The 12,707-nt window shown below is 69.3% G+C and carries 8 protein-coding genes and 1 other RNA gene; 8 read left to right on the forward strand and 1 reads right to left on the reverse strand.

All coding sequences use genetic code 11. The features are described from left to right. Window positions 1-573: 573 nt before the first annotated feature. Together prfB and ABZ823_RS00230 are read left to right on the forward strand one after the other, a co-directional pair. Window positions 574-1,680, forward strand: a complete 1,107-nt coding sequence (gene prfB / locus ABZ823_RS00225) for a peptide chain release factor 2 (RefSeq protein WP_361652011.1) — start codon at window positions 574-576, stop codon at window positions 1,678-1,680. Between the two features lie 325 nt (window positions 1,681-2,005). Next, a complete protein-coding gene (locus ABZ823_RS00230) occupies window positions 2,006-2,641 on the forward strand; it encodes a hypothetical protein (protein WP_361652013.1) in 636 nt (211 codons plus the stop codon). Window positions 2,642-2,975: 334 nt separating this feature from the next. Here ABZ823_RS00230 and ABZ823_RS00235 read toward each other — a convergent pair whose 3' ends face one another. Next, entirely contained in the window at window positions 2,976-3,167 is a 192-nt protein-coding gene (locus ABZ823_RS00235; RefSeq protein WP_361652015.1) for a hypothetical protein, read from the reverse strand. Window positions 3,168-3,398: 231 nt separating this feature from the next. On the opposite strand from ABZ823_RS00235, the gene ftsE reads away from it, so the two are divergent. The 6 genes from ftsE to ABZ823_RS00265 all read left to right on the forward strand — a co-directional run bounded on the left by ftsE (window position 3,399) and on the right by ABZ823_RS00265 (window position 12,703). Then, entirely contained in the window at window positions 3,399-4,088 is a 690-nt protein-coding gene (gene ftsE / locus ABZ823_RS00240) for a cell division ATP-binding protein FtsE (RefSeq protein WP_359396975.1), read from the forward strand. Window positions 4,089-4,116: 28 nt separating this feature from the next. Continuing rightward, window positions 4,117-5,037, forward strand: coding sequence for a permease-like cell division protein FtsX (gene ftsX, locus ABZ823_RS00245; protein WP_361652017.1), 921 nt, complete (start codon window positions 4,117-4,119; stop codon window positions 5,035-5,037). Between the two features lie 67 nt (window positions 5,038-5,104). Then, window positions 5,105-6,268 (forward strand): S41 family peptidase, encoded by a 1,164-nt coding sequence (locus ABZ823_RS00250; RefSeq protein WP_361652019.1) that lies wholly within the window; start codon window positions 5,105-5,107, stop codon window positions 6,266-6,268. 91 nt (window positions 6,269-6,359) lie between these two features. After that, a complete protein-coding gene (gene smpB / locus ABZ823_RS00255; RefSeq protein WP_361652020.1) occupies window positions 6,360-6,839 on the forward strand; it encodes an SsrA-binding protein SmpB in 480 nt (159 codons plus the stop codon). 200 nt (window positions 6,840-7,039) lie between these two features. Beyond that, window positions 7,040-7,408: a transfer-messenger RNA gene (ssrA, locus tag ABZ823_RS00260) on the forward strand. 582 nt (window positions 7,409-7,990) lie between these two features. After that, window positions 7,991-12,703 (forward strand): RICIN domain-containing protein, encoded by a 4,713-nt coding sequence (locus tag ABZ823_RS00265; protein WP_361652811.1) that lies wholly within the window; start codon window positions 7,991-7,993, stop codon window positions 12,701-12,703. The last annotated feature ends 4 nt before the right edge of the window (window positions 12,704-12,707 follow it).

Consider the following 12,707-nt stretch of genomic DNA (forward strand, 5'->3'; position numbering starts at 1 on the left):
CTCGGTTCCGGCCCTGGGTGCTCCGGCCTTGCGTCGCCCTGCTCTCGGTTCCGGCCCTGGGTGCTCCGGCCTTGCGTCCCCCTGCTCTCGGTTCCGGCCCTGGGTGCTCCGGCCTTGCGTCGCCCTGCTCTCGGTTCCGGCCCTGGGTGCTCCGGCCTTGCGTCCCCCTGCTCTCGGTTCCGGACCTGGGTGCTCCGGCCTTGCGTCGCCCTGCTCTCGGTTCCGGCCCTGGGTGCTCCGGCCTTGCGTCCCCCTGCTCTCGGTTCCGGACCTGGGCGCTCCGGCCTTGCGTCGCCCTGACCTCGGTTCCGACCCCGGACGACCCGGCCCCGCGTCACCCCGAGTCCCGCCCGTGCCCCTCGACGCGCCCTGACCCGAGCGGCGCGTCGGGCGTGCCGGGGCATCCCGGGTGTCGGGACGTGTCGGATGTCTCCGGCCTGCGGGGACCAGGCCCTGCGGGCCGCGGCGGAGTCCGGGGCGGGGCGGCCCAGGCGCCCGCCCCGCCCCCGCCGGACCGCGGTGACCGGCGCTCACCCGGCACGGGCTTTCCGGCGGAGCCGTTACGCTGGATGCGTGGCAGTCGTCGATGTATCCGAAGAGCTCAAGTCCCTCTCCTCGACCATGGAGTCGATCGAGGCCGTTCTGGACCTCGACAAGATGAGGGCAGACATCGCCGTGCTCGAGGAGCAGGCGGCCGCGCCGTCCCTCTGGGACAACCCGGACGAGGCGCAGAAGATCACCAGCAAGCTCTCCCACCTCCAGGCCGAGGTGAGGAAGGCCGAGAACCTGCGCAGCCGGATCGACGACCTCGATGTGCTGTTCGAGCTCGCCGAGGCCGAGGGCGACCTGGACGCCAAGGCCGAGGCCGAGGCCGAGCTCGTCGAGGTCAAGAAAGCGCTGGACGAGATGGAGGTCCGGACGCTCCTCAGCGGCGAGTACGACGCCCGTGAGGCGCTCGTCAACATCCGTGCCGAGGCCGGTGGCGTCGACGCGGCCGACTTCGCCGAGCGGCTCCAGCGCATGTACCTGCGCTGGGCCGAGCGGCACGGGTACAAGACGGAGATCTACGAGACGTCGTACGCGGAAGAGGCGGGCATCAAGTCCACCACCCTCGCCGTCCAGGTGCCCTACGCCTACGGCACCCTCTCCGTCGAGCAGGGAACCCACCGGCTGGTCCGTATCTCCCCCTTCGACAACCAGGGGCGCCGGCAGACCTCCTTCGCCGGTGTCGAGGTTCTCCCGGTCGTCGAGCAGTCCGACCACGTCGAGATCGACGACTCCGACCTCCGTGTCGATGTGTTCCGCTCCTCCGGCCCCGGCGGCCAGGGCGTCAACACCACCGACTCCGCGGTGCGCATCACCCACCTGCCCACCGGCATCGTCGTCACCTGCCAGAACGAGCGGTCCCAGATCCAGAACCGGGCCTCCGCGATGAACGTCCTCCAGGCCAAGCTCCTGGAGCGGCGCCGGCAGGAGGAGCAGGCCAAGATGGACGCCCTCAAGAGCGACGGCGGCAACTCCTGGGGCAACCAGATGCGTTCGTACGTCCTGCACCCGTACCAGATGGTCAAGGACCTGCGGACCAACTACGAAATGGGCAACCCCGAGGCCGTGTTCAACGGTGAGATCGACGGGTTCATCGAAGCGGGCATTCGCTGGCGCAAGCAGCAGGAGAAGTAACACCGGCAACGAACGGCGGCACCGCCACCGGAAAACAGCGCTTTGTCGACAAGGCAACTGCCCCCGACCCGGGGGCAGTTGCCTTTTCTGTCTCCCGATGTCTGGGTTTTGCATCACACTTACAACTCGACCTCTCCCGCAAAAGACGCCTTACTGGACATCGCGTGCGCAACGACCTTGACGTTGCTTTGAAAAATCGGAAGGGTAAGCGCGGCATGCGTATCTATGGGGCGCATGTGAACCGGGGGGCTCAGTACAGTCATCCCCGATGCCGTGGCCCCGTGCGCTGCTCCATTGACGATCAGCTACTGGGGGTAGCAGCCAGATGACCAAGAAGACGCGGATCCGCCTGGCGCGGATAGCCGCCGGCGCCGTGATCGCCGCGGGTGCGTCCCTGACCGCCGCGGGCGCCGCCTCGGCGCTCGACATCAGCATCGGCGCGAGCGCCGGAGGCGACGGCGTGGGTGTCAGCGTCGGCGCAGGCGTCGGCGTGGGGACCGAGGACCCGGCGCCCACCGACACCGGTCTCCCGACGAACCCGCCGTCGACGCCGGAGACCACTCCGCCGGTCACGACCGAGCCGACCCAGCCCACCGATGTGCCGACTCAGCCCACCGACGAGCCGACCCAGCCCACGGATGAGCCGACCGAGCCGACGGCCGACCCGACCGACAGCACCGGCACGGGCAGCGGCAACGGTGGTGGCGGCAACGACACCAACCCGGACGGCGGCAACAGCCCGGTCCAGCAGGGCAAGGGTTCCTCGGGCCTGACCGACACCGGCTCGGACGCCGCGAACTCCGCCGCCTCCGCCCAGGGCGAGGGCGGCAAGCAGCTGGCCGAGACGGGTGCGGGACAGACCGCGTTCCTGCTGGTCGGTGCCGCCACGATGATTGCCGGAGGCATCGGCTTCCGTGCGCTGCCGCGCCTCATGGAGGGCCGCGGCCAGGCTGCCGCCTGACACACGCCGTGACGCCGTGACACGCATGAGCGGGGCGGGGCCCTGGATCCCAGGGTGCCGGCCCGCTCGGGAAGCGCGAGCACGGTGAGAAGGGCGGGAGAAACGCCTGAGAATGGCGAGAAACGCCTGAGAATGGCGGGAAACGCGCGAGAAGGGCCCGGGGCGTCATCCGCCCCGGGCCCTTCCGTGTCCGTCCCTCGGTCCCCGTCAGCGGCCCGCCGGTCCGCTTCCGCCGTCACAGCGCCGCGCAACATGCCCGCCGTACAGCCGGCCGTCCGCCCTGCGGCATACGCCGTACACCTGCCCGCCAGCGGCCGACCGGGGCCGCCGTGCGCTACGCCGTCTGGTGCGCCAGCAGCGCCACGGCGGCGATCAGTACGGCCAGAAGCGCGATCAGGGCCGCCGGACTCAGCCCTGACCAGGGGCTCTCCTGCTGGAGCCGCTCACGGCTCGCACGGCAGACGGGGCAGCGACCCTCACTCACGGGCGCCGCGCAGCTCGCGCACACCAATCGGTCGTACGTCATGCGCCTCGCCCTCCTTGTGCCGCTTACACGTACACAACGTTTCCGGGAACGCAACCGTTCCCCACTCCACTGTGCCAGGTTCCGCGAGTCGCTGCGCGGGGTCGGCCGGTCAAGCACCGAACGGTAGGGACAAAACGCGCAACTCTCGTACAACCCCTCCCGGCGACTGCGCTTGCACACCCGGGTCGCGTATGGTCACGCTCACCTACCCCAACGGCCCGTGGTGCATCCGTGATCCGATTCGACAACGTCTCCAAGGTCTACCCCAAGCAGAACCGTCCTGCCCTCAGGGATGTCTCCCTGGAGGTGGAGAAGGGCGAGTTCGTCTTCCTCGTGGGGTCCTCCGGCTCCGGAAAGTCCACCTTCCTGCGGCTGATCCTCCGCGAGGAGCGGTGCAGCACCGGGCAGGTGCACGTCCTGGGCAAGGACCTCGCCCGCCTCTCCAACTGGAAGGTGCCGCAGATGCGCCGCCAGCTGGGGACGGTGTTCCAGGACTTCCGCCTCCTGCCGAACAAAACGGTCGCCGAGAATGTGGCCTTCGCGCAGGAGGTCATCGGCAAGTCCCGTGGCGAGATCCGCAAGTCCGTGCCCCAGGTGCTCGACCTCGTCGGGCTCGGCGGCAAGGAGGACCGTATGCCCGGCGAGCTGTCCGGCGGCGAGCAGCAGCGCGTCGCCATCGCGCGGGCCTTCGTCAACCGGCCCAAGCTGCTGATCGCCGACGAGCCCACCGGCAACCTCGACCCGCAGACCTCCGTCGGCATCATGAAGCTGCTCGACCGGATCAACCGGACGGGCACGACCGTGGTGATGGCGACCCACGACCAGAACATCGTGGACCAGATGCGCAAGCGCGTCATCGAGCTGGAGAAGGGCCGCCTCGTCCGCGACCAGGCGCGCGGGGTCTACGGCTACCAGCACTGAGTTCCACGGAAAGGCTTGAGCAGACGCCATGCGCGCGCAGTTCGTTCTGTCGGAGATCGGTGTCGGTCTCCGCCGCAACCTGACGATGACCTTCGCGGTGATCGTGTCGGTCGCCCTCTCCCTCGCCCTGTTCGGCGGTTCGCTGCTGATGAGCGACCAGGTCAACCAGATGAAGGGCTACTGGTACGACAAGGTCAACGTCTCGGTCTTCCTGTGCAACAAGAGCGACGCGGAGTCCGACCCCAACTGCTCCAAGGGCGCGGTCACCGAGGAGCAGAAGAAGCAGATCCTCGGCGATCTCGACAAGATGACGTCCGTCGTCCAGAAGGTGACCTACGAGTCCCAGGACGAGGCCTACAAGCACTACAAGGAGCAGTTCGGCGACTCCCCGCTGGCCAGTTCGCTGACCCCGGACCAGATGCAGGAGTCGTACCGCATCAAGCTGAAGAACCCGGAGCAGTACCAGGTCATCGCGAGCGCCTTCAACGGCCGCGACGGCGTGCAGTCGGTGCAGGACCAGAAGGGCATCCTCGACAACCTCTTCGGCCTGCTGAACGGCATGAACTGGGCCGCCCGTGCGGTGATGGCGATGATGCTCGTCGTCGCGCTGATGCTGATCGTCAACACCGTGCGCGTCTCCGCGTTCAGCCGTCGTCGTGAGACCGGCATCATGCGTCTCGTCGGCGCCTCCGGGTTCTACATCCAGGCGCCGTTCATCATGGAAGCCGCGGTCGCCGGGCTCATCGGCGGAACGGTGGCGTGCGGATTCCTTCTGGTCGCGCGGTACTTCATCATCGACCACGGCCTGGACCTGTCCCACAAGCTGAATCTCATCAACTTCATCGGCTGGGACGCCGTCCTCACGAAGCTTCCCCTGATACTCGCCACGAGCCTGCTGATGCCCGCGCTGGCCGCGTTCTTCGCGTTGCGCAAGTACCTGAAGGTGTGACGCATGCCAACAGGGCCGTACGGGCAACCGTCCGTACGGCCCTGCGCGTTGTCCTAGACTCACCCGCATGTCCGGCCGTGACCTGTTCTGTCATCCCCGCCGCGTTCGCCACGGGGCGGCTCTGACGTTGGTCTTCGCGAGCGTCCTCGTCGCCGGCGCCGCGACGGGCTCTTTCGGCGACACCGTCCGCAAGACCCCTTCCGCCGGGCCCGCGGCCCCGGAGGGGCACCGCGACGCCGTCACCGAGGCGGCCGCGCGGGCGATGGCCGACGGCAAGTCGCCCATGGAGGCCGCCGAGCGCGCCGTCAGCCGCAGCGGCGACCGCTGGGGCGCCGTCTACTCCCAGGGCGAGTACCAGGAGTTCGAGGAGGCCCTCGACGGCCAGTACACCGGAGTGGGTCTGTCGGCCCGGCGCGAGCGCGACGGCCGGATCGAGGTGACCGAGGTCCAGCCCGGCTCGCCCGCCGCCGCTGCCGGGATCCGCGGCGGCGACCGGCTGCGCAGCGTCGACGGCGAGGACGTCGACGGCAGGCCCGTCACCGAGGTCGTCTCCTTACTGCGCGGCGACGCCGACGGCGCGTCCGCCGGCACCCGGGTCAGGCTCGGTCTCCAGCGCGGCACGCACACCTGGAGCGAGGTGCTGCGCCGGGCCCGGCTGTCCACGGACTCGGTGACCGTGCGCAGGCTGTCCGGCGGCGTCACCCTCATCAGGGTCGCCGCCTTCACCAAGGGCTCCGGCGACCTCGTACGGAACGCCGTCGATCACGCCCCGGAAGACGCCGGGATCGTCCTCGACCTGCGCGGCAACTCCGGCGGCCTGGTCACCGAGGCCGTCACCGCCGCCTCCGCCTTCCTCGACGGCGGGCTCGTGGCGACGTACGACGTCAACGGGGACCAGCGCGCCCTGCACGCCCGTCCGGGCGGCGACACCACCAGACCCCTGGTCGCACTGGTCGACGGTGGCACGATGAGCGCGGCCGAGCTGCTCACCGGCGCCCTCCAGGACCGTGGCCGCGCGGTCGTCGTGGGCACCCGCACCTTCGGCAAGGGCTCCATCCAGATGCCGAGCCGGCTGCCGGACGGCTCCGTGGCGGAGCTGACCGTCGGGCACTACCGCACCCCCTCGGGACACACCGTCGACGGCCGTGGCATCACCCCCGACCTGCAAGCCGGGGACGAGGTGCTGGAGCGGGCCGAGACGGTGCTCAGCGGCCTGGGCGACGCTCCGTAGCGGAACCCTGCACTGTCCGTCATCGATGCGCGGCACGCTCCGTAATCGGGTTCCCGCGACACCCCCCTGTAGTGCGAAAATGGTCGGCACTATGGCTAAGGAAAAAGGGCGCAAGCTGATCGCGCAGAACAAGAAGGCGCGGCATGACTACCACATCCTCGACACGTACGAGGCTGGTCTCGTCCTGACCGGGACCGAGGTCAAGTCACTGCGCCAGGGGCGGGCCTCGCTGGTCGACGGCTTCGTGCAGCTGGACGCGCACGAGGCGTGGCTGCACAACGTGCACGTGCCGGAGTACAGCCAGGGCACCTGGACGAACCACAGCGCGCGCCGCAAGCGGAAGCTGCTGCTGCACCGGGCCGAGATCGACAAGCTGGAGTCCAAGTCCCAGGAGACGGGTCACACGATCGTGCCCCTCGCCCTGTACTTCAAGGACGGCCGGGCCAAGATCGAGATCGCGTTGGCCAGGGGTAAGAAGGAGTACGACAAGCGCCAGACGCTCCGCGAGAAGCAGGACCGCCGCGAGGCGGACCGGGCGATGTCGGCGGTCCGGCGCCGGCAGCGGGCCTGAGCCGCCCGGACAGCGGGTGAGCGGCCCCGGCGGCGGGGGGCCTGAGCTGCCCTGGCGGGGAATGATCCGGCGCCCGGCACTGTTGAACCAGGTGGTACACGGCGGGATGACCGCCGGGGAATACGCTGGCATCGAGGCGTGCTGGTCACGTACAATGACGGCTGCACCGCGTGACGGTGCGAGCGTTGAAAAATCAACATGGGGATGATCGGTTTCGACAGCGGCTGTCGAAGCAGGGGAAGCGTGTCGAGGAAGCGGCCATGATCTCGTAAACCACAGGCCGAAAAAAATAATCGCCAACACCAAGCGCGATTCCTTCGCCCTCGCTGCCTAAGTAGCGACTCGCGAAGTGTCAGCCCGGGGCTGTTCCCGACCCGGATCCTGGCATCAGCTAGGGAACTAAACCTTGATCCCGGTCACGGGGTGAAGAGGGAAACCAAACAGTGACTGAGCCCGTCGGAGACTTGTCCGCGTGATCTCCGGGGCCGAGAAAAGCGAAGCGGACTGCACACGGAGAAGCCCTGGTTCCGCACCGTTGGACGCGGGTTCGATTCCCGCCATCTCCACTTACCCCATGTGGGCAAGGCCCTGCTGCTTTCGAGCGGCGGGGCCTTTGTCGTTCCCGTACGTCCATCGGGGGCGGAATTCGGCCAACCTCGCGCGCCAAGTCTGGCCTGCCTTGCCCGATCTTCACGGGTAGAGAACAGGTTTCACGCCTTCTTCGCTCCCGGCCTGGTTGGTTGCTTTCGGCCACGCTCCGGAAAAATCTTGCCGCGCCTTTCCTTGGCATGTCTATGGTGATCCCGCGCCATCGGCGGACCTGACCCCTCCGTCGTCGCGCACCTCAGCACGCGGTCGGGGGGAACCGCCGTCACGTCCGTTTCTTCGGACGGGCACGCCTCGGCCTGCCCTGTTCACGAAGAAGGATGCTCCCCTTGCGGCCCAGACCGGCGTTCCTCATACCTCCGCTGCGAAGATCACGACACCTCGCACGCCTCGTTCCGCTCCTCCTCGCGCTCGCCGTCCTGGCCACCCTCGCGGCCCGGCTGGACCTGTTCGGCCGGTCCACGGGGGATGCCGTTCCGGTTGCCGACAGCTACGACGGCTTCGACGCCACGGCCGCCGAGCAGCTGCGGCAGGACCAGTGCCTGATGGCCGGCGCGCTGCGGCTGGGCGGACCCGGCATGTACGGCCTTGCGCAGGACGCGCTGAACCAGACGCCGGACAAGCTGCATGGGGCGGCGAACCAGGAGTACTGGACCGGTAACACCCCGCTTGCGAAGGCCTACGCCCAGGACAGGACCGCCGCCGACCAGGAGGGATCGGCGCTCAGCGCCCACATCCGCGACTGGGAGATCCATGGTCTGTCCGACCCCGGGGGCTTCGAGTCGATCGCCGACTTCGAGCGGCCCCCAGGCGCGGGGGGCGATGACCGGCAGAACTTCTTCGCCCAGACCGGCCTTTCGCAGTGGATCTGGCAGCAGTTCGGGAAGCGCGAGGGTGACTTCTACCAGGACCCGACTCCCAAGGCCGACGACGCCACGGTCCAGGCCGTCAAGGACCTCGGTACCCCGCTCTACGGCAGTGACCCGGACCCGTCGCTGCCCAACTGGGGGCAGGCGTATGCCGACCACAAGGCGTGGGACGCGTTCGCCAACTGGTCGATCGAGCCGATCGGCGCGGACAACGCCCGGCTGTTCCTCTCCTCCGGCGGCTTCCCGCGCACCGCGCCCGACCCCGGAAGCCTGGAATTCCGTCTTGCCGTGGAGGACCTGAAGTCCCGGTTCGCGTCCTGCGCCTGGCGCAGCCCCGTCGACCCGAGCAAGGTGCTCGGCAAGGAGGTCGCCGCCGCGTCCGCCGAGTGGCAGCAGGAGATCTCGTCCCAGGCCACCCAGCGCAACCAGATCCTCAACGCCAACCGCGACGCCACCAAGGCCCTCGCGGCCGGTGCCAAGGCGCTCGGGGAGATGCTCGGCCAGTCCTGGATCGCCGACCACCTGACCCGCTGGCAGGAGTACTGGGCCCCCGGCGGCATCGGCTGGATCGGTGAGTCCCCCGCGGTCATCCAGGTCGAGGCCGCCAAGGGCAAGTGCCTCGATGTGCAGGGCGGCGGAAAGACCAACGGCACCCCGGTGCAGATCTACACCTGCAACGGCGGCGCCGCCCAGCAGTGGCAGATCTTCGGCTACCCCCACGGCTACGCCCTGTTCAACGTCAACGCCCAGAAGTGCCTGGACGTGCAGAGCGGGAACGCCACCAACGGCACGAAGATCCAGATCTGGACGTGCAACAACACCACGGCGCAGCAGTGGAAGTTCGACGTCCGCGCGGGGAGCGAGCTGCGCAACGCCGCCACGGACAAGTGTCTGGACCTGCACAAGTTCGACAACGGCTACGACTCCTGGCAGTGGGACTGCAACGGCAGTGACCCGCAGAAGTTCCGGGTCGTCCCCAAGGGCCACGAGGGCACCACCAGGCTCGCCTACCCGGACAAGGCCCAGTTCGACAAGGCGAAGAAGGGCATCGCCGATGCCCAGGCGCAGGCCAAGAAGCAGCTCGGTGTTCTGCGGGCGCAGCTGGAGATCGCCAAGAAGGCCGCCGCCGGCTCGGACACGGCCACCCAGGCCGCCTACACCATCGCCGACGGCAACGGCGCACCGCGCGGTCGCGGCCTGCTGGTCGGTCAGCAGAAGGCTCAGGTCACCACGGGCGCTGCCGCCGCCCTCCAGGCGATGGCCAAGGCCGGGGAGACCGCCGAGGCCGCCACCCGCGCCTCCGCCGGTGACAGCCAGACCATCGCACAGCGTGCGCTCGCGCAGGCCGCGCAGTCGAAGGCGGAGTTCCGCAAGGAGGCCGCGAGGACGGCCGAGTTGCAGGCGAAGGGCGCCGCGGATGCCGCGAAGGTGCACCGCGACAACGCGAAGAGGGACAAGGAGACCGCCGAGTCCAGGCTCGCCGACGCGCTGAAGGCCGAGAGCGACACGAAGGCGGCCGCCGCCGACGCCCACGCCAAGCGTCTCGCCGCCGAGGCCGAGGAGGCGACGGCCAAGGCGGAGAAGGAGACCGCCGCGGCCAAGCAGGCCGAGGCCGCACAGCACAGGCGGAACGCCGAAGCCCAGGCGGCGACGGCGAAGGACGCCCAGGACAGGGCCGACGCCGCCGCAGCCACTGCCGCAAGCAAGCGCGACGCCGCGGTCGGGGCCCGCGACAACGCGAAGGCCAAGCGGGACGACGCGTGGGACGCCGAACAGAGGGCGAACGCCGCCCGGGCGAAGGCCGACGCGAAGGACGCCTACGCCGACGCCCACGAATCCGACGACAACGCCAAGGACGCGCGGGCCGCGGCGGACCAGGCGGACAAGGCCGCCGACGACGCCGAAACGGCAGCGCAGTCCGCGCGCTCCGAAGCGGATGCCGCCACACAGGCAGCTGCCGACGCGGACGCGGCAGCGACCCGCGCCGAGGCGGCAGCCAAGCGGGCCCGCTCCGACGCGGACGCCGCGCAGGCCGCGAAGCTGAGGGCGGACGCCGCGGTGAAGACCGCGACCAGCGCGGCAGCGGACGCCATCAAGGCCTCCCAGGACGCCGCCGCCGAGGCGAAGGCGGCCGTCAAGCTGGCCGACGAAGCCGAACGGCACGCCAAGGACGCCAAGTCCCAGGCCAACCAGGCGAATGCGGAGGCCGGCAAGGCGCTGGCGGCCTCGGCGAAGGCCGCGGGCTACGCGTATGTCACCGCCCAGGCCGCCGAGGACGCCGGCAACGCCGCCGCACAGGTCGCCGACCCGGCCAACGACGCCATCCAGCTCGGCTCCCCGTACATCACCACCGACTCCGCCGCGGGCCTGGTCGTACTGACGGGCCAGGCGTCCAAGACCATCGCCGACCAGCAGAAGGCCGTCGCCGACGCCCACGCCAGGAACGCGCAGGCGGAGGCCGCCGCCGCCAAGGCCCTCGCCGACCAGGCAAAGGGCGACGCGAAGGAGGCCTACCAGCACGCCGCCGACGCCGCCTCCTACGCGGCCGACGCCCGCACCTACGCCAAGGAGGCCCTCGACTACTCCGCCGACGCCGCCACGGCAGCAGCCCAGGCCTCGGCCTGTCTGGCCCGCACGATCGACTACGACGAACAGGCCGCCCTGGACGCAGCGGTAGCCGACACCGCAGCCGGCCACGCCGAGGGCTACGCCAGGGACGCCCGCGACTTTGCCGACCAGGCAGCCCTGGACGCTTCCGCCGCTCGCGCGGCCGCCTCGGAGGCCGAACAGGCGGCGAAGGACGCCCGCGCCGCAGCCGACCGAGCCGACGCAGCGGCGACCGAGGCCGAACAGGCCGCCAAAGAGGCTGACTCGTACGCCAAGCAGGCCCAGGAGGCGGCCGACAGGGCCGAGACGAAGAACAACAACGACCAGATCTCGACCGGTGCCACCACCGGCGTCGGCAACGTCTTCTACGTGGTCGACCACATCGAGACGGTCGGCGACCCGGAGGTGACGAAGAAGGACAACTGCAACCCGATCATCCACACCGGGGACTGCACGATCACGGCCACGATCCACTTCAACGCGGTCGTCGACCTCTACCTGTGCACGGCGGAGGACATGCCCGCCACCCAGTACGGTTGCCCGTCCTCCGACACGGTGTTCCTCGGCACCAGAACGCTCAAGGAACAGACCACCACGGTCACGCACACCCTGTCGATGGCCGAGTTCAACGCGGGCATCGACCCGGTCAAGGTCCTCCTCGGCGACTTCATCGAATGCGCCCAGAAGATCGCTCCCGGTGGCGCGAGCGGAAGCTGGGCCGGGTGCGGCTGGGCCGCGGCCTGGTTCGTGGGCGGCAAGGCACTCCAGGCCATCGGGGACGCGGTACGCGCTCTGGACGCCTCGATGCGCACCGGGATCGGAGTCCGAGAGGCGTTCGCGGCGCTGAAGGCCCTGGATCTGGACGCCGCGGCGCTTGCCAAGATCGAAGACACCGTCAACGTCTACGAAGACGTGGTCACCGCCTGCAGGGCCAACAGCTTCCCGGGCGGCACCCAGGTCCTCATGGCGGACGGCTCCCGCAAGCCGATCCGCGACGTACACATCGGCGACCACGTACTCGCCGCCGACCCCGAAACCGGACGGCTGCGTGCGGAGGCGGTGACGGACACATTCCGTCACAACACCGAGCACCTGATGGACATCACCGTGGCCGGCGGTCTGCTGACCAGCACGACCGGGCACCGGTTCTTCGTGGTCGACCGCGGTTGGACCATGGCCTCCGACCTGCGCACGGGGGACCGGCTGCGTACCCCGGACTGGACGGACCGGACCGTGATCGCCCTCCACGACCGGCGCGGTCTGGCACCCCGGAAGGTGTACGACCTCACCGTCGACGGACTGCACACGTTCTACGTCCGTCCCCAGGGCGAACGGTCGCAGGACGTTCTGGTCCACAACTGCACCGACATCATCGCCGACGAAGGCATCCAGGGGGCGCATACGCTGGGGGCTCACGTGAACCGTACGGACGCCCAGATGGCGCAGGATGCCATCAAGAAGGGCATTGCGACGCGGTGGAACGATCAGGCAACAGCCGCACAAGCCGTCGACGAGGCCTTCCAGGCGTGGATCAAGAAGCCGAGCAACGTGAAGCGGCTGGAGAGTTGGAAGGACCAGCAATCCCGTAAGAAGTTTTTCGATCCATCGAATGATCTGCTGCAGGTTGAATGGACCCTCCGCGACAGAGGGTCCCTCGGCCGCAGGTGGATCAAGGACGGGCCGCAGGGACAGGCGACGGGTAACAAGGTCATTATCCAGCTGCGGTACGCCGGGAAACACAAGCCATCCAAGTTCGTCGTGTACACGTCCTTTCCGGAGTGAGGAG

This window comes from Streptomyces sp. NPDC047079, from assembly GCF_040643755.1.
Classification (GTDB): Bacteria; Actinomycetota; Actinomycetes; order Streptomycetales; family Streptomycetaceae; genus Streptomyces.

Coding starts and splice junctions, on each gene's coding strand:
- ABZ823_RS00265 (WP_361652811.1), top strand. CDS start 7,991: ATGGCCGGCGCGCTGCGGCTGGGCGGACCCGGCATGTACGGCCTTGCG.
- ABZ823_RS00250 (WP_361652019.1), top strand. CDS start 5,105: ATGTCCGGCCGTGACCTGTTCTGTCATCCCCGCCGCGTTCGCCACGGG.
- smpB (WP_361652020.1), top strand. CDS start 6,360: ATGGCTAAGGAAAAAGGGCGCAAGCTGATCGCGCAGAACAAGAAGGCG.
- ABZ823_RS00235 (WP_361652015.1), bottom strand. CDS start 3,167: ATGACGTACGACCGATTGGTGTGCGCGAGCTGCGCGGCGCCCGTGAGT.
- ftsX (WP_361652017.1), top strand. CDS start 4,117: ATGCGCGCGCAGTTCGTTCTGTCGGAGATCGGTGTCGGTCTCCGCCGC.
- ABZ823_RS00230 (WP_361652013.1), top strand. CDS start 2,006: ATGACCAAGAAGACGCGGATCCGCCTGGCGCGGATAGCCGCCGGCGCC.